The sequence below is a fragment of the Streptomyces sp. NPDC050619 genome (assembly GCF_040654815.1).
Taxonomy (GTDB): Bacteria; Actinomycetota; Actinomycetes; order Streptomycetales; family Streptomycetaceae; genus Streptomyces.
This window is the reverse complement of sequence record NZ_JBFAIR010000022.1, coordinates 90,456-108,161: the sequence shown is the minus strand read 5'-3', so window position 1 is coordinate 108,161 and position 17,706 is coordinate 90,456. Positions and strand designations below refer to the sequence as shown.

General features: G+C 70.4%; 12 protein-coding genes and 2 pseudogenes. 2 read left to right on the top strand and 12 right to left on the bottom strand.

Going from position 1 to position 17,706, the window contains the following annotated elements; all coding sequences use genetic code 11:
* Window positions 1-46 precede the first annotated feature (46 nt).
* From AB0I77_RS31815 to AB0I77_RS31770, 10 genes and pseudogenes are all read right to left on the bottom strand, one after another.
* Window positions 47-1,867 (bottom strand): VgrG-related protein, encoded by a 1,821-nt coding sequence (locus tag AB0I77_RS31815; protein WP_363286175.1) that lies wholly within the window; start codon window positions 1,865-1,867, stop codon window positions 47-49.
* Window positions 1,864-2,586: a LysM peptidoglycan-binding domain-containing protein gene (locus AB0I77_RS31810; RefSeq protein WP_363286174.1), complete on the bottom strand. Its 723-nt coding sequence runs from the start codon at window positions 2,584-2,586 to the stop codon at window positions 1,864-1,866. The genes AB0I77_RS31815 and AB0I77_RS31810 overlap by 4 nt, the downstream gene beginning before the upstream one ends.
* Before the next feature lie 67 nt (window positions 2,587-2,653).
* Window positions 2,654-3,079, bottom strand: a complete 426-nt coding sequence (locus AB0I77_RS31805; RefSeq protein WP_124439998.1) for a phage tail protein — start codon at window positions 3,077-3,079, stop codon at window positions 2,654-2,656.
* A 36-nt stretch (window positions 3,080-3,115) separates the two neighbouring features.
* Window positions 3,116-6,160, bottom strand: coding sequence for a hypothetical protein (locus AB0I77_RS31800; RefSeq protein WP_363286173.1), 3,045 nt, complete (start codon window positions 6,158-6,160; stop codon window positions 3,116-3,118).
* Window positions 6,161-6,164: 4 nt separating this feature from the next.
* Complete coding sequence (locus AB0I77_RS31795; RefSeq protein ID WP_363286172.1) at window positions 6,165-6,323, bottom strand: DUF6760 family protein; 159 nt, start codon at window positions 6,321-6,323, stop codon at window positions 6,165-6,167.
* The gene (locus AB0I77_RS31790) at window positions 6,320-6,820 is read right to left on the bottom strand and encodes a hypothetical protein (protein ID WP_363286170.1); all 501 of its coding nucleotides are present in this window, start codon (window positions 6,818-6,820) and stop codon (window positions 6,320-6,322) included. The genes AB0I77_RS31795 and AB0I77_RS31790 overlap by 4 nt, the downstream gene beginning before the upstream one ends.
* The gene (locus AB0I77_RS31785) at window positions 6,817-7,257 is read right to left on the bottom strand and encodes a phage tail protein (protein WP_124440001.1); all 441 of its coding nucleotides are present in this window, start codon (window positions 7,255-7,257) and stop codon (window positions 6,817-6,819) included. Before AB0I77_RS31785 ends, AB0I77_RS31790 begins: the two co-directional genes overlap by 4 nt.
* 34 nt (window positions 7,258-7,291) lie before the next feature.
* Window positions 7,292-8,854: a phage tail sheath family protein gene (locus tag AB0I77_RS31780; protein ID WP_363286169.1), complete on the bottom strand. Its 1,563-nt coding sequence runs from the start codon at window positions 8,852-8,854 to the stop codon at window positions 7,292-7,294.
* 151 nt (window positions 8,855-9,005) lie between these two features.
* On the bottom strand, window positions 9,006-10,823 hold the full coding sequence (locus AB0I77_RS31775; protein WP_363286241.1) for a DUF4157 domain-containing protein: 1,818 nt from the start codon (window positions 10,821-10,823) through the stop codon (window positions 9,006-9,008).
* Window positions 10,824-12,294: 1,471 nt separating this feature from the next.
* A pseudogene (locus AB0I77_RS31770) lies at window positions 12,295-12,834 on the bottom strand (DUF4157 domain-containing protein); the annotation flags it as partial.
* A 374-nt stretch (window positions 12,835-13,208) separates the two neighbouring features.
* Between AB0I77_RS31770 and AB0I77_RS31765 the strand changes: the two are divergent.
* On the top strand, window positions 13,209-14,981 hold the full coding sequence (locus AB0I77_RS31765) for a PE-PGRS family protein (RefSeq protein WP_363286168.1): 1,773 nt from the start codon (window positions 13,209-13,211) through the stop codon (window positions 14,979-14,981).
* Window positions 14,982-15,013: 32 nt separating this feature from the next.
* Here AB0I77_RS31765 and AB0I77_RS31760 read toward each other — a convergent pair.
* Window positions 15,014-15,331, bottom strand: a pseudogene (locus AB0I77_RS31760) (ATP-binding protein); the annotation flags it as partial.
* Between the two features lie 65 nt (window positions 15,332-15,396).
* Here AB0I77_RS31760 and AB0I77_RS31755 point away from each other — a divergent pair.
* Entirely contained in the window at window positions 15,397-16,227 is an 831-nt protein-coding gene (locus AB0I77_RS31755; protein ID WP_363286167.1) for an alpha/beta fold hydrolase, read from the top strand.
* Between the two features lies 1 nt (window position 16,228).
* Here the strand turns inward: AB0I77_RS31755 and AB0I77_RS31750 are convergent, their stop codons facing one another.
* Window positions 16,229-17,680 carry an XRE family transcriptional regulator gene (locus tag AB0I77_RS31750; protein ID WP_363286166.1) on the bottom strand — a complete coding sequence of 484 codons (1,452 nt, stop codon included), beginning with the start codon at window positions 17,678-17,680 and terminating at the stop codon, window positions 16,229-16,231.
* Between the last annotated feature and the right edge of the window lie 26 nt (window positions 17,681-17,706).

Genomic DNA, 17,706 nt, shown 5'->3' with positions numbered 1-17,706 from the left:
GGTTCATCGGTTACGGCCGGCGGGTCATCGGTTACGGCTTTGAGCCTCAGTTGATCCGGATCATCTTGGCCTTGAAGACACCCAGCGCACCGCCGTCGACGGTGACGTTCGTCTGGCCGCTGACCTCCACCGAAGGGGCGCTGACCGTCACCCCGGTCGTGCCTTCGATCTCCACCTGCCGGCCCTTCACGGTCACGGTGCCCGTCCCCGCGTCCAGCGTGATGCCGGTCTTCTCGAGCAGGACGGAGGTGAGGGCGGTGCGCTTGGCGGTGCTGGGGCCGGGGGCGTACACCGTCAGCTCGATCCGGTTCAGCCGGTCGTCCATGCTCACTTCGAGGCGCTCGTCGGCGGTCACGAGCTTGAGGCCGGACGGGCCCGGTTTCCGCGTGTCCAGCAGCTCCACGCGGTGCCCCGAACGCGACGCCACGGAGCGGCGGTTGACCGCCCCCCACCTGTCGACCAGCGGGACGGTATGGGGCGGCGGCTGGTCGATGCCGTTGTAGAGCCCTCCGATGACGTACGGGCTGTCCAGCAGGCCCTGTTCGAAGCCCACCAGGACCTCGTCGTTGATCTCCGGAGCCATCACACCTCCGCCGTCCTTGCCACCCCACTGCACGGTGCGCACCCAGTCGGTGGTGTAAGTGTCGTCCAGCCAGGGGAACTTCAGCTGCACCTCGCCGTCCGGGGCGCGTACGTCCGTCACCACGCCGATCGCCAGCCCCGGCATGCGCGGGCCACGGCCCGGCGCGTTGGCGCCGGTCACCAGGCCGGTCAGGGAGCGATCCGGGCTGGCGCTGACCCACACCGTCGTCCAGTACCCGCCGTGCGGCTCGAGGACGTGCTGCACCGCCGTGGCCGTGTAGCGGCCCGAGAACAACCCGACGTTGCCGAGCGCCACGGGCTTGCCCGCCCGCAGCTGGGGGTTGCCCTCGGCCACCGCCTCCAGCTCCCCGAAGCCCGCGCTGACCTCAGCGGCTATCGCGTCCGCGGCCGCTTTCGTCTCGGCCAGGGTGCGGTACGGGGTGTCCGTGACGGTCAGCTTCGCCGACTTGCCGAACCGGGCGGCCATCTTCGGGCTCAGGCGCGGCACCACCGTGTCACTGGTCACCGACTGCTGCGGGGACACCAGCTTCTCCCTCGTGGTGACGTTCCAGCCGCGCACCTCCACCGACGACGCGCCGTCCGCCGCCGACAGCGAGGCCCGCAGCACCAGCAGGTTCTGCTTGTACTCCAGCACCATCGGGTTCCGCGTGGCCGAGGTCGTCGGCGCGGGCGCGCCGGACGCCTTCTGCGGCTTGGTGAACTGGAGCAGCCCCTTGTCGTCGATGCGCACCTGCGCGCCGCTCTCGCTCGCCAGGTACTGGAGGAAGTCCCAGTCGGACACGTTGGCCTGCGACAGCTGCGTGTACTCGACCGGCGCGGCCTGCACGGTTCCGCACTTCAGCCCGGCACCCTTGGCCACTTCGCGGACGATCCTCGCCGCCGTCATGTTCCGGTACGCCACCACCTTCCGGCCCCGCTGGAGGCGGTGCGCCTTGGAGTGGGCGCGCACGACCGTGAACGAGCCCGTGCGGTCGTAGTCCACCTCCACGGCCGTCACCTCGCCGTTGAACAGCCGCTCGCGCGCCGTCCCGGACACGGTCATCACCGACACCCGCAGCGGGGTGCCGATGGTGATGCCGGTCGCCGTCAGAAACTCGTGATCGGGGTCACGGAAGGTGAGCACCGCGGCGTCCGGCAGGCCCACGTTCTCGTCCACCACGCAGCTCTTCAGCTGGGCGGCCCAGACCTGCGGAAGTTCGGCGGGCGTCTCCACGATGGGGTCCGCCGCGAAAGACCGGCCGTCCCGTTCCCCTGCTGTGCTCACCACTCCTCCTCATCGCCCGCGTCCCGCAGCGCCGGCACCACCAGTTCGGTGCCGGGCACGAGGGCCATCGGGTCGTCGATTCCGTTCGCGTCCGCGATGGCCCGCCAGGCCGTCGCGTCGCCGTACTCCCGCCAGGCCAGCAGGGCCAGACTGTCGCCCGCCACGAGGGTGTGCGTACTGCGGGCGGTGCGCGCGCCGGACGTCGGGTTCTGGCCCGCCGGGCCGACGCTCGCCTCCTCGATCGACAGCGAGCAGGTGGCCCGCAGCGGCCTGCCGTCCACGTCGAAGAGCGTGTACGACACCGACAGGCTCGACATCACCCCGTCGAACGAGGTCGTGCGCGAGGTGCCCCACTGGAACCGCACCCACGGGCTGGCCGGCTTCTTGCGGCTCAGGCTTTTCGGGGTCGGCACGCAGGCCTTCATCAGCTTCTCCACCGCCTTCTCCACGGAGTTGTCGTGGGTGGCGGTGGCGTCCAGGAACACTTCGAGGCTCAGCTCGCGCGGGCCGCTGCCGACGAACTCGGGCAGCGCCGACTCCGCGGCCATCCGGGACGGCGTGCGCCGCCACTCGGTGGTCTTGCGCAGCTCCAGCGTGGAGGGGTTGAACTGGAGGTTCAGCTGCGTGATCGTCCCGCCGGGCTTCGCGCCGACCTTGGCGGGGGGCTCCTTCAGGGTCAGCCGGGCCCTGGCCCGACTGGAACGCGCCGCTGGGGACATGTCGGGACTTCCTTTCCTGGAGCGAATACGGCGGATACGTGGGTGGTCGGCGGACTGTGACGGTGGGTCAGGAAGGACGCAGCCCCTCGTGAGCGATCTCCAGGGTCTCCACCGCGGCCTCCGAGGTGGAGGGGTCGAAGGACGGCCCCTGCCAGCGCACCGGGACGATCCCGAACACCTGCCAGCTGATGATCGGGGTCAGGTCCGGTTTCAGCGCCACGATCTCGCCGTCCTTGGGCACCACCCGCCGCAGCGTCTCGTCGAGCCAGCGGCTGATCTTCGCCGTGTCGGCGGTGACCGGCCGGGTGAGCGTGATGTTCGACCAGGTCACGCGCCCGGGCAGGTTCCAGGTGAAGCCGTTGTTGCCGCCCTCGGCGTAGCTCTCCATCTCCACCTCGGCGCCCATGCCGGAGCAGGTGTGGAAGGCGCCCAGGTCGTTGCCGCCGATCGCGAGCCGGAAGAACACGCTGGTCGCGAAGATGCTGTCCGTCATTGGTCCGTCATCCGTCCATCGTCCGTTCCGGCCTGCCTAGCGGCGTCCGTCGTAGGGGCGGCCCATGCGTTCCCGGCCGCGCCGCAGTTCCGTGCGCAGGAGCCGGGACACCGGGTCGATCAGACGGCGCGCCAGGTCGTCCAGGTCGAGGGCGGGGTCCTGCGGTGTCTCGGCGCGCCGGGCCGCGCTCTTGCCGGAGGCGCCGTTGCCGGAGGCGCCGTTGCCGGAGGCGCCGTTGCCGGAGGCGCCCTTGTCGGGGATGGACGACACGGAGGCCGACCGCGGCCGGCCGCGCGGCGGCACCGCGTTGGCCGGTACGTCCGTGGGCGGGGCGTCCATGGCCAGGGCGTCCGTGGACGGGGCGTCGCCACCGGTGCCGCGGATCTCGCGCCGCTGGACGGGGGTTGCCGCCCTGCCGGTCCCGCCGCCGGTCCCCGATACGGGGCCCGGCGTAACGGTCCTCGGCCGGACCACGGGGACGGACCCCACCGGTGCCGGTGCCGACAGGACCGCCGGGCGGTCCGCGAGCGGCGGCGCCTGCGGGGCGGTCACGGGCAGAGACCGCGCCTGTACGGCGGGGGCGGCCGTCCTTGGTGTCTCCCCGTGGGGCGGCGCGGGCCGCACGACCGGGACACGCTGCACGGAGTCCGCGGAACTGGCCCCTCGTACGCCCGAGTCCGAGTGCCCCGGTCCGGCGTGCGTGGTCGCGGCCCGCTGGACTTGAGGTGTCGCCGGGGAGGTCGCGGCCCGCTGGATCTGAGGCGTCGCGGGTGCGGTCGCGGACGGACCCGGTGCCCGCCGCGCGGGCGCGCCGGTGGGCGGCGCGGAGTCGCCCTGGGGGGCGGCGGATGCGCCGGGCCACCGCGCCGCCACCACAGGACGGGCGTCGGAGCGGGAGGCGGCGGGCCCTGCCACCCCTTCCGGGGCCCGGGTGTTCAGGGAGAGCGGGCGCGCGGCGAGCAGCGAGAGGGTACGGGGCGCCGCCGGGGCGGAGTGCGCTGCGGAGCGCATCACGGTGAGCGGGCGCGGGCGCGGGTCGGCTGCACCGGGGGGTCGGGTGGCGCCGCCGGTGCCTTGGGCTACGGCGCGGGCGACTACGACCGGGCCCGGGGCGGAGGCGGGGGCGGAGGCGGCGGGGCCTTGAGGCCCTGGCCTGCCGGAGCCCGGCCCGCCCCCGGCCGACGTCGTACCGGCTCGTCGCGCGTCTCCAGCCGGACTTGCCTGCCCTGCCTGCCCTACGGCACGCTCCGGTGCTGCCGGGCCGTGGGGCGCGGCGGTCGGCGAAGGCGGCGCGGCGGACGAGGACGGCGTCACCAACGGCGTGGCGGGCCCGTTGCCGTGGGCCGTGGGACCGGGCTCCGTGGTGCCCCCGGTGGAGGAGTGGTCCGCGAGGGCGCGCTGGACGACATCGCCCGCACCCAGCAGCGGCGCGTCCGCCGACGTGCGGGGTGCGGCCTCGGCGGGCCTCCGGTCGTGATCCGTCGTGTGCGGCGCCGGAGCGGTGGTGGACCCCCGGTCCTCGCGCCCCGGAGCGGTGGTGGAGCTCCGGTCCCTACTCGCCGGAGCGCGCTGGACGTCCGGGCCGGGCGCCGGGAGGGGGGCGCGGGCGCCGGACGCGGTGGTACCTGGCAGGTCCGCGCTCGCCGGCAGCGCGGACAGCGGCGCGCCCAGGCCACCACGCGCGCGTGCCCCGGAGGTCCGGCGCGGGGGGTCGGCCGGGGAGTCGTGGGCCGTTCCCTTCGTGCCGCCGTCGGACGGGCGCGGGGCGACGGCTGTGCCGTCCGCCGTGCCGTCCGTGTGGCGCTGGACGACGGGCAGCGCCGGACCGGGCGCGGGGCGCGGGGCAGGGGTGCCCTCCGGCAACGGTGCGGCCGTGGAGGGCAGTTCGCTCAGCGGGGCGCCGAGAGCCGCGCGGGTTGGCGCGCGCTGTACGGGCGGCGGCGCGGTGGAGGCGGGGCCGGGTGTAGGGGCGAGTGCGCCGTCGTCGGGCGCCGGGGTCGCGGCGGGCCGCACGGCGGGAACCCGGCGCGCGGGGCCGGCCGAGTGCCGGGCGGCGGTCAGGGAAGGCCCCGTCGGGCGCAGCCGGACGACCGGGTGGGACACCTCGGCGCCGGAGACACGGGATGCCTCCGGCTGCCTGCCTTCCCGACCGGACTGGGCCCCTGTCACCCCCGCCCCCGTCCCCGTCCCTGTCGTGCTGCGCTGGACGACCGGGCCGGAGGCGGAGGGCGTACGGCCCCCGGAACCGGCCGGCGACCCGGACGCGCGCCCGGAGTTCGGGGTGGAGGCGCCGGACGGCGTCTGCGAGGCGGGCCGGGCCACTCCCCCGTCGGCGACCGCGCCCGGGACCACCGACACACGTCGTACCAGCGGAATCTCCGCGGCGGCCGACCGTCGGCCGGTGTCGGTGGGGGTCACGACCGGGCCGGTGTCCGGCTCCGCGGCCCGTTGGACAGCGGGAGCCGACGCGGAGAGCACGGCGGGGGAAGCCGCGGACGTGATACCACGGCTCCGCGAAACGTCGCCCGAACTACCGCTCCCGGCAGTGCTGTTGGCATCGCTGGAACGCACGCCGGAGCCGCTACGGGAAGGCCGGGAAGGCGGTGCCGGCGCCCGGGCCGCGCCGTCCGGGCTCCCCCCGGCGTCCTGCGTACCGTCCGCCGCCCCCTCTCGGCGTAGCGCCCGCAGCAGCAGCGGCCCCCCGCCGGTGGAGGCGGGCTTCGGGGCGGCCGGGCCGGTGACGCCGCGCACCAGGCCGGTCGGGGCGGTGGGCAGCAGGGCGTGGCCGAGGCCGGCGTCGAACGACGGGTTCTGCCAGGCCGCGAGGCCCGAGCGGAAGGCGAGGCCGTCGCTGACGCCGAGCGGGGCGCGGGACACGGTGAGTTCCGGCGGTGAGGTACGGCGCCAGCCGCCGTCCCAGTCGCCGGGCACGGAGGGACCCGGGGCGCCTGAGGCGCTCCGGTCCGATCCCGCGCCGGACGGACCGGCAGCGCCGCCGCCGGAGTGGTCCGGCGCGCCCCGTCCAGGGCCCCCGGCGGACGGCCCGGCGGCCCGGCGGCGCAGCCTGTCCCGCCATGCCATGCGCTCAACCACCTTCGTTCACGCGGGTGTTGATACGGGCGATCTCGGCCACCCACTGCCGGCGTTCGCCGTGGGTGAGGTCGAGGATCTCCTCGCGCTGCCAGTGGAAGTGGTAGGCGACGTACGCGATCTCCTCCCGGAGCCGGGGAAGTGCGTACGTCACGATTCCCCCAGGCGCCCACCCGAGAGGTCGACCTCGAAGCCGCCCTCGCAGTGCGGGCAGGTCACCGCCGCCCGGGTGTGGCCCTCGCTGTTGACGCGGCGGTAGAAGTCCTGGAGGAAGGCGACGTCGGTCGCGTACATCCGTTCCACGATCCCGGCGTGCACATCGGTGATCGAGCCGATCCGGGTGATCACCTGGCTCAGCAGCACCACGCTCAGGTACGCCGGGTTCTCCTTGACCCGCAGGTCGATCTGGGGCCGCAGCTCGTCCCGGGCCGTGGCCAGGCGCATCGAGCCGTGGCGGTGCACGGTGCCCTCGTCGTCCACGTACCCGCGCGGCAGCTCGAACTCGAACTCGGTGCGCAGCCCGTGGTCCCCCCGGGACGCCGGGGAAGCGGGGGCGGCGGGGGTGGCCGCCGCCTGCTCCGAGCCCGGCGCGGGCGCCGTCGCCTCGAGGATCTCCTCCAGGTTGCCCGCGGTCACCGTACGGCGCCTCATTCGACGACGATCTCCTCGAACACGATGGTGACCGTCTCGGTGGCCGGGGACGAGTCGCCCGCGCTCAGGGACGGGCCCTCCCACTTGGAGGCCCAGCCCTGCATCAGCTGGATACGGCGGACCGTGTTGAGCTCGGAGTCCTTGATCTCGATGGTGAGGTTCTGCCGCGCGGCATCCACGGCGCCCTTGTTCAGGGTCTCGTTGATCCACTTGGTGAACTCGCTGCTCTGGTCCATTCCCCGGACGATCGTGACCTCGCCGGCCTGCCGGGCGCCGGGCTGCTTGCGGATGATCTGCTTGCCCTCCGGGCTGACCTGGCGGACCTCGACGACCTCCTCCTCGACGGTCAGCCCGCTGATCTCCTGAATCGACTCGACCAGATAGCCGCCGAGCTGTATGCCGAAGACATGGGTGGAAAGAGCATCGCCTGTTGCCATGACTGCCTGTCACCTTTCCTTGCGGACCCGTGGGTCACTCGTCGATGAGGCTGGTGGTGTCGGAGAACTGGGCCAGCCGGAACACCACGAACTCCGCGGGCTTGACCGGCGAGACGCCGATCTCGCAGATGACCCGGCCCAGGTCGATGGACTCCTGCGGGTTGTTGTCCCGGTCGCACTTCACATAGAACGCCTCATCGGCGGTGCGGCCGAACAGCGCGCCCCCGCGCCACTCCTCGGTGAGGAACGCGGTGACATTGCGCCGGATGCTCGACCACAGCCGGTCGTCGTTCGGCTCGAAGACGACCCACTGGGTGCCCAGGAGGATCGATTCCTCCAGGTAGTTGAACAGGCGGCGCACGTTCAGGTAGCGCCAGGCCGGGTCGGAGGAGAGGGTGCGGGCGCCCCAGATCCGGATGCCCCGGCCGGAGAAGGCCCGTACGCAGTTCACGCCGATCGGGTTCAGCAGGTCCTGCTCGCCCTTGCTGAGCCGGAGTTCCAGGTCCACCGCGCCGCGGATCACCTCGTTGGCGGGCGCCTTGTGCACACCGCGCTCGGCGTCGCTGCGCGCCCAGACGCCGGCGACGTGACCGCTCGGCGGGACGGTGGTGTTGCGTCCGGCGGCCGGGTCGAAGACCCGCACCCACGGGTAGTAGAGGGTGGCGTACCGGGAGTCGTAGCCCGCCTCGTCGTTGCGCCAGGTGCGCACCTGCTGGGCGGAGAGCCCGGGCGGGGTGTCCAGGACGGCCACCCGGTCGCCCATCTGCTCGCAGTGCGAGATCACCGCGAGCTGCACGGTGCGCACGCCCTCGGCGTCGATGTCGCCGCGCTGGTAGGCGCTCATCAGGTCCGGCACCGCGACCATGGTGATCTCGTCGATGGTCTCCAGACCGCCGAACCCGGTACGGGCCGCGGAGTCACCGACGTACTCGGCCGGGTCGAGGCGGGACACCTCGCCGGGGCCGGATGCGGCCGGGGTGCCGGGGGCGTCGGGCAGCGCCACGGTCTGGCCGGCGGGCTTGCTCTGCGTGGCGCCCCGCTGCTCGGTGACCTCGATCAGCTTGGAGGAGCGGGCCTGGTTGACCAGGTACCCCTTGACGTTCTTGCGGGTGGAGGCCTCGTACGTCTCCGCCACCTGGTCGCCCTGGCGGACGACGACCTTGAAGCGGTCCTCCGGAGGGTTCTCGCCGTCCGCGTCGGCGACCTCCACCGACACCCCGGAGACGCCCGGCCGGGCCGCGACCAGGAACCCGCCGAGCTCTACCGGCTCCGCCGCCCTGGACCCCCGCCCGCGCTGGGCACTGCCCGCCGCCGGCGCGGAGGCGTCCTCGGCGGACCCGCCGATCCGTACGACGTACGCGGCGCCGCCGCCGTTGGCGAAGTACCCGTAGACCGCGTGGGCCAGATAGGTGCCCTCGGTGAAGCCACCGAACTGCTGGGTGTACTGGTCCCAGCCGGTGACCAGCGTCGGCGCGTGGAACGGACCGCTCTCGGCGAACCCGACGAACGCGGCGACGGCGGTGCCGACCCCCTCGATCGGTCGGGCACCGGACTGCACCTCCTCCACGTACACGCCCGGGGTGAGGTACGTCGGCATACTCGCTCCTTCGCGTCCTTACAGGCCACCTGTGTCCAGGCCGAGTCTGCCGGGCGGGTTCGCGAGGGCGACAGGGACCGGCGGACGTGGTCGGGGGCAAGACCGCTGCCTTTCCGGGCCCTCCGGGTGGACCGGGAGGACGCGGGGTGAGCTACCGGTTCTGGTTGTTGACCTGACGGATGAGGTCGAACGCCATCAGTGCCAGCCGGGGCCACTCCTGGTAAGGCACGTTCTTCCGCATGCGGCGTAGCTCCACGATCGCCATGTTTCCCGGGTCGGTCTGCGCTCCGAAGGAGCCCATCGACTCGAACTCCTCGGCGAGCCGGTCATTGTCCGAGCGACCCCAGTCGTGACTCCGGTAACCCTCGGCGGACATCAGATCCTGCCCGCCGACCATGCCGCGCAGCCAGAGCCTGCGGGTCACATGCTGGATGTTCACCGGCGCGCTGCGGCCGATGTTCGCGGCGAAGACCGGCGCGTCCGGGGTGGGCAGGCCCGCCGCCCGCACCGCCACATCGACGAAGGCGTCCGGGTCGGCGGCGAAGTTCTCCCGCTCCTCCTGCGGGAGCTGGGCGTACATCGCGGCGAAGTCGGTGCGGGCGAGCATCGGCGCGATGGCCTTCACATAGTCCTGATCGCGGGAGAGGTCACCTCCGATGAGGTACGTAGCGGTGAGGGTGAGCAGGCCCCGCAGCCGATCGCTCGGCACGGCGGGTTCCCGTTCCGGGTCGGCGCTGGGGACGACGAACCCGTTGCCCAGGAACGCGTTCACCCGCTCCCGTGCCGTGGCCTGGACTTTCCGGATGTCCAGTTGCGACATCGGGTTCGGAGTCGCCTCAGCCTCAGCCTCAGCTTCGGCCTCAGCCCCGGCAGGCCGCGGCGGCGGCCCGGTGATCGCGCCGATCAGCTGCGGAATGCGGGACAGATGCACCCCGGCTGTCGTCTGCGGACCGGCGGCGATCCCCATTCCCGCCACCTTCACCACGTACTGCGGGTCCGGGTTCTTCTTGAAGAGTTTCCCGACCGGGCCGCGCTGCTTGCCCGTCGCCTGCGGCGCCCGGTCGGTCACCTGCGACGCCGTACCGCCGGCCAAGCTAGCCACTTCCTCGCCGGAGAAGAGACCCTGTCCCCCTTCGAGGCGAGCCGCCACCCCGCTGATCAGCCCCATCGCACTGACAAGCCGCTTGCGGCCCTCGTCGGTCTCCGGGAAGGCGGACGTGACGAACTCCAGGTCGGAGCCACCGATGCTCGTCTCGTCGGCCTCCATCGTGAAGAGATCCCCGACGGTGACGATGCGCTCCTTCTTCCTCAGCCCACGGCCCATGTACTCGGTGGAGTCGGGGGCTGCCGCATCGCGCCCCTCCCAGACACCCCGGGTGCGGAACTGCTTGATGTACCTCTCACCCCTGCGCTCCGACTGGCGCAGACCGGGATCGGCCGCCAGAGTCTCCTCGGCCGTCTCGAACTCGAAACCCACCGCCCGCTGCACCACCCCGGCGGCGGGCTCGTGTCCGGCTCCGTCGGCATGCGGGGCCGCCTCGCTCGGCACCGGACCGGCCAAGGCACGCCGGGCGTTGTCCTCGGCCGCGCGCTCGAAGCGGTCGGCGGGATCACTGATCCGCAGGCCGGCGCCGTTGTCCGTACCGGAGACCGGGCCGGAGCGCTGCTGGATCACATGGGTCAGCTCATGCGCGAGGGTGTGCCGGTCGCGGCCGCCCCGTCCCATGACGACGTGCTCTCCCGACGTATAGGCCCGCGCGCCGATCTCGCTGGCGGACCGCTGCGCCAGCGGCCCGTCGTGGACGCGCACCGAGGAGAAGTCCGCGCCCAGCCGGGCCTCCATGTCCGTGCGGATCGGCGCGTCCAGCGGACGCCCGGCGGAACGGAGCACCTCGGGCACGGCCGAACGCTGCACCGGGGCGGTCTCCGCCGCCGGCTCGGCACTCTCCTGGCCCGCGCGGGCCAGCATTCGCGTCACCGCGGCGTTGCCCACCGTGCGCTGCAAGGCGAGGATCGACGCGGGGGACCGCAGATCGGCCGGCCCCGGCGCCCGGCCGGGGGTGCGCAGCGGAGCGCGGTGCGCCGGACGGCCGGCGGGCTCGGTGCGATGTGCATGGGCATGCATGACAACGACCCTCCGCGCTCAGGGCTGTGGGCTCAGGGCATGGTGCGCATCAGGTCATTGAAAAGCCCTCGCCCCTTCGGGGCAACACTCGCGGGGGCCGCCTCAGGGCAGTGCCGATGCCCTTGTGGTCGGCTCCCTCTGCCCGCGTGACGGACCGGGGCGGTGCGGGCGACAAAGATCAGGCGACCCGCTGGCCCAGCCACTTGAAGCCGGTTGGCCACTTTTCCTTGGCGATGCGTCGCTCCACATAGGTGATCAACTCGTCGACCGCCTCGTCATGAGTCAGGCCTTTCTGGGTGTCCGCGACGTACTTCGCGGCGGCCTTGGCTCCGGAGACGGACCGGTCCTCGGCACTCGCCTCGTCATAGCCCGCCGAAGCGATGGCACGCAGCAGAAAGACGTTGTCCTTGAAGACCTTCGCGAGATCGGCGAACGCGGCTGTGATCCCTTCTCCCAGCCGGTCCCTGATCGGGCCCGACTGCGCAGGGTCGTCCAGAATCGCGGTGACCTCCGGGCTCGCGCGGTGGGCGTTACGGAACTTCTGGAGGAACTTGGTGATGAGGTAGTTGTCGCGGGCGGGAGCGCGAAGCATCTGGATCCAGGTGAGCTTGGTCCCCAGCCTGTCGTCCAGCTTCTTGCCGCCCGCCAGGGTAAGGACCTGCGGGGCCGTGAACCTGGAGTCGTTGTCGATCGGGGTGAGCTGTGCCGTCGGCACGATGGCTGTCGCCGCCTGGTAGAGGAAATTCCCGAGGTTGACCCTGTTACCCACCAACCGGTCGTCGTTGCCGAGGAAGGCATCGGTGACCATCGTGCGGCCGGCTTTCCGCAAGGTCGCCTGGTCGCCCAGGAATTGCACTGCCGCATTGGGGTCCATGCTTTGCAGCGTGGCCCCCGGGGCCGTCTCCATGACAAGGAATGCCTCAGCCGTGCTCAGCTGATTCGGAATCTCATCCTCGGTCCGGCCGGCTTGCCGGTTGTCCATCAGGAGCTTATGGATCGCCTGCCCCTCAGGTGAGGTGGCCGCATGGCGGACGATCCGGGGCGCCTCGATGTCCATGTGCTCCAGAAAGCGATGGGCGTATTCCACAGTGCCCGTGGACGACATTGGTTTGACCACGACCTCCGCCCCCGGCGGGCCCACGAAGAAGACTCCGCCGAATCCCTCGCCCGAGCGCCGCACCGCCTGGCCCTGCCACGTCGACGGTGCGTCTTCGATGGAGAGGCGCTGGACGGAGAGGTCCGTAGGAGCGGCCACGCGCTGCACCTGGCCATGGGCGGTGTCCTGGCGAGCGGCCTCGCCTGGAGCGGTCCGCTTCGGCGACGGCCCGGAGAGCGCCCGCGTCGCCTGGGCCTCGGCCTCCTTCTCGAAGGCGTCCGACGGATCGCTGACGCTGAGCCCGTCGGCGGTGGGCGTTCCCGCGACCGGACCGCGGCGCTGCTGGATCACGTGGGTGAGTTCGTGGGCGAGGGTGTGCCGGTCCGCTCCGCCGTCACCGATGACGATGTGGCTGCCGCTGGTATAGGCGCGGGCGCCGACTTCGGCGGCGGAGGCTTTGGCGGCACTGTCGTTGTGGATGCGAACGTCGGACAAGTCGGCGCCGAGCCGGCCTTCCATGTCCGTGCGGGTGGCGTCGTCCAGCGCGCGGCCGGGGGTGCGGAGCACGTCGTGGACGGCGGAGCGCCGCTGTACGGCCGGCTGCCTGGCCTGTTGCCTGGCCGGCTGCTTGGCCGGTTCGGTCTGGTGGTGGCCGCAGTCGGAGCTGTGCCGGTGCTGCTGTTCCTGGGCCCAGGGGTGGCCGGCTTGGCGGAGCATCTGGACGACGACGGCGTTCCCGGCTCCGGCCTGCAACGCCATGAGACCTCTCAGCGGTGTCCCGGCCCCCGCGGGTGTGCGGTCCGGAGTGCGGCCGCGTTCGGTCCGTGAGGTCTTGTCGTTGTCTCGGACGTGCACGAGGAGGAACCTTTCGCACGCGGGAATAGCAACTCTTCCTGGATACGCGGTGGACGATCACGACGCCAGGCAACCTGAGGGCAGACAGGGGTGGCCGAACGGGCAATGCCCGGAGCTCCTTTCGTCGAAGGGGAAGCCGCAGGCGCACCTGCGCTGCCCCTGCGGCTCTTGAGCCGCAGCCGGGCACGTTGCAGCCTGGTGCGCACAACGCACGGTGCAGGCGATACCGGCACACGGATTCCGGGCCGGGCGGTGCGGCGAGTCGGGAGGGGACACGGATGTACGGACAGCGGCACGGCGACACCGAGCACAGGCGGCCGAGGACACCCGCGCGGACCGTGCCCGCCCCGCAGGTCGCGGCGCCACCCGTCCGGGGGGCGAGCGGCCCGGGCCGGGTGAGCCCCGCCGAGGTGGCGGCGCGTCAGAGCGCGGCCGGCAACCAGGTGGCGACGGCGATCGTCCAGCGGGCCCGGGAAGGCCAGACGGAAACGGAAGGCCAGACGGAAGCGGACGCCCCCGCGAGGGAGAGCACGCCGCCGGCCGACGAGGCTGCCCTGGAGGCCTCCCGGGACCCCGATACGGTGATGGTCCGGCTCAGCGCGTCGATCGATGAGCACACGCTCCTGGAGGTACGGAAGTTCAACTTCTGGGAGCCGCACAAGAAGTGGCCGGAGAGCTGGCTGCCGAAGAATGCCCGGTTGCGGTGGGTCCTGGAACGGCGGCTGGTCCTCGGGGAGGCCTTCCAGCCGGACGAACTCAGGGACATCGAGATCCTCTCCGCGAAGAGGCCGGACTGGCTGAACAAAGTGGGCATCGGCACCCTGGCAGAGGCCAGGCTGATCGCCGAGGGCAAGGGCAAGATGGCCGGCGCGGGCAACAGCGCGAGCGGCAAGGGCAAGGAAAAGGCCGGGAAGGATGCGCAGGCCGAGGCCGCGGAGCAGGAACAGGTCGGCTACTCGAACTGGCTGAAGCTCACCCCAGGACGGCGCATCCTCGCCGCGACCCTCGCCTTCCAGACACAGGCACCGGTCGCGGGAGCCTCCACACCGATCAATCCGGCCTACACCCTGGGCCGATTCATGCGGACCAACCAGCTGGAGCCCGACGATCCGGAACGGCAGACGCTGGAGAACGAACGGAACACGCAGATCCGGGAAACGGCCGTCGACACCCTGTTCCCGGAGGGCGTGCGCGAGGAGCAGAAGCACGAGTCCGCCGGCGAACACGCGGCGGGGGAGATGAAAGGGCGGGACGACTTCGCCCGGAACATCCTCACCAACGTCCTGCTCATCCTGCGGCACGGCCTCCAGGTCGCGGGGAAGGACGACAACTACGTCGACTACAAGGAGGGCGACGTCATCCGGGCGCTCTCCCACGGCGGACGCGTCAACATCCGCATCCCCGCCCTGCGCAAGGGGGAGAGCCCCCATCAGCTGCTCGACTTCCTCGGCGTCACCGAGAAAGGCACCCGGCAGACGGACACGTTGAAGCGCGACTACGCCACGCACCGCTCCTCCATCCGCAAGAACAAGGACGGTGAGCCCGGCACCGGCAAGTTCAAGGAGGAGGGCGGCGTCGGGGCGGCGGTGAAGAACAAGCTGTCCGAATACACCCCCGGCATGACCAACCCGGACCTGATGGGGGTCAACATCTCGGGCGGCGGCTTCGGAACCAAGGACTGGAACGGCGACGTCGTCCTGCCGAACGGCTCCTACGGCCACATGCTCCTGGTGTTCACCGCGCCGACCGGTGACACGGACGGCGGCCTGCTGGTCGGCCTCGAGACGGTGGAGCCCGAGGCCCCCAGCCCGGTCGGCTATCACCACGGCATCAAGTCCACGGAGGTGACCGCCAACCCCGAGTCCGTGCTCCACGGCCACAAGCCGGACAAGATCGGTGCCACGCAGGTGAAGCTGGGGGAGATGGGCGGGGAGGACTGGCACGGTTTCCTCCAGAAGATCCAGCGCGACTGGGTGGACAAGCTGAAGGCAGCCAAGGACACCGCCGAGAAGCGGAAGCTGTACGAGGAACTGGTCGGCCCGCGCGAGTAGAACGCAGTCACGTCACGCCGCGCGACCCGCTCTCAAGCGCCGACAGCCTCCGCCAGGTACGGCCCGAACTCGCTCTCCAGGACCAGCCGTCCGAGCTTGCGGTACTCCTGCGCGACCGCCGTCACCACCTGCCGCATGGTGAGCGGCTCGCCGGACTCCGCCGCGAGGTAGGCCGCCGTCACCGCGCAGGCCCGGATCGAACCGCCGGCCAGTTCGAAGCGGTCCGCGCAGAAGGGGAGGTCCAGGTCGTCGGCCCGGGGCAGCCGGTCGCCCAGGCACCGGTCCCACAGGGCGAGGCGCTGGCCGGAGTCGGGCACCGGGAAGTCCGCCACCACGTCCAGGCGGCGCGAGACCGGATATCGGCGGGGCTTGTGCGGTATCGCTGTGTCCAGTGCCTCAGCACTAGGCTCGCGCCATGCCTACAGCTGACAGCGTGACGCTTCGGACGCTTGACGGTCTGCACCTGGCTGGCACGCTCATGAGCCCAGACACGCCGGCCTCGCACGGTGTCGTGCTCGTGCACGGCGGTGGCGTCACTCGTGAAGAGGGTGGGTTCTTCACACGCTTGGCTGCCGGAATTGCTGACAGTGGTGTGGCGTCTCTCCGCTTCGACATGCGCGGCCACGGTGAAAGTGAGGGCCGACAAGAAGAGCTGACGCTCGCCACGATCCTCAATGACATTCGCGTGGCCATCGCCTGTCTGCGCAAAGCTACGGACGCTCATGAAATTACATTGTTGGGCGCCAGCTTCGGGGGTGGCATCTGCGCGTACTACGCTGCCAAGCGTCCCGGGGACCTTTCACGGCTAGTGCTGTTCAATCCTCAATTGGACTACAAATGGCGCACCATCGATACGCGGTCCTATTGGGTCGATGATTCGATCAGCGAGGAAGCAGCACAGCAACTCACCGAACACGGATTCATCCAGTTCACACCGACACTGCGGCATGGACGGCCGCTACTCAACGAGGTGTTCTGGCTGCATCCGCACGAGGCACTCGGCGAGGTACAAGCCCCGACGCTCATCGTGCATGGCACCGAAGACACTTTTGTTCCTATCGACTCATCACGGTCCGCGGTACAGCAATTTCGTGCCCCCTGTGAACTCATCGAGATTGAGGGATCACAGCACGGTTTCGCTGTGCACGATGATCCGAAATATCTAAATCCGCAGAGCCAGGAATGGCAGACGTTCGTAATCCGCACTGTGTCCGAGTGGCTGAACGCAGACTCCTCGCAGGATTAAACTAAGCTGCCTGGAGTACTTCATGGAATTCCTGCACCGCAGGACGGTTGCGCCAACGACTTAGCGTCTGTAGCACTTCGCCCAGTACTCTCTTGGTGCGTTCTGATTTCATTGCCCGGGCTACCTCCGCCGAAGCAGTACCAATCCGGGCCGCTTCGTCTGGCTCACCGCTCAGCGCCAATGCCGCCGCACGTCGGGCATTGAAGAATCCCATGTCGCGGCGGGACAGTGTTCCAGCCGCAATGATGTGGCCGAACAGGTCGGCGGCGAGGTTTGGCTTGCCGGCCTCGGTATAGCTCACCGCATTCCGGAGCAACAACGTGTGTTCGTTGAAGTACGCGCCAAGGTCGTTTGGTTCACTGTCAGCGGTGCGAGCAAGTAGTTCGTGAGCCGTACTGAGTTTCTGCTCGACCAGTGAGAATGGTTCACCGAGCATGGCACACCCCAGTGCTTCCTGCTGTAGCAACTCCGCTTGCACGCGGGTCGGGAGCTGCCACCGCTCATGCTGCCCCGCCTGCGCCAGCGTCAAAATGCGCGCAGCGTCTCCGTCGTCATACGCCATTTGAGATTTCTTGAGCAGCATATAACCCTGCATGGCGGGGTCGTCAGCTTCTTGCGCCCATTCCATGGCCCGGTCATACCAGAAAATGGCAATGGTTGGTTGATGAATATCGCGGTACAGCCAACCAGCAAACTCCGCACCGTCTGCACCAACTGACAGCAACTCTCGTCGTACTGCGGGCTTCACGTTCCGTGCTCTCTGCTCAATAGCACCCAACAGGCCGAGGACTAGTGGCAGGGTTTTCCGTGCACCGAGCGCACCATCGTCATGTTTGGCTGCTTCGAGTTGCCTGCGGAAATAATCAACCACCGGACCATCAAGATAGCGGTGCGCGTCTTCCAATGCTGCGGCCACGTGTTGGATTTCTTCGAGGCCCGCCCCTGCCAGAACGGTAGCCGCTATTCCTCCTTTGAGGAGGGCACGACGATTGAGCTGACTCATAACCTCCCTTTCCAGCGTTTTTTTGTCCACCGGGACCATGACCGTGTGGCCATTCACAACAAAGGGCAGCAGTGCAATTTCCTCGGTATCGCCTCCGACGCTATTGCGAACTTTGCTACTTCCGTCAACGCCCTCCGGGGAAACCTCCCATGGCCGTCTTGGTAAGCCGAGCATTTCTCCCGGAATACCGAATGCATCGGCCACGCGTTCCATGACTTCCTGTCCTCGGATGCCACGGACACCCCGGATGATGTCGCTGACCCGTGAGCTAGTCATCTTGCCGATGGCGGCTGCCATTACCGCGTAACTGGAGCCAGTGCGCCGGTTGACGAGACGGAAGATCTCCTGAAAGTTCCGCGCGGCACAGGCTTGCCGCATGGCTTCGCTGTGGAGCAGTGCGTCAGGGATGGTCAGCGGATAGCCGCTGCGCCAGGTTTCGCGGTCGTCCATGGGCGCCACCTCGGAAGACGGAAGTG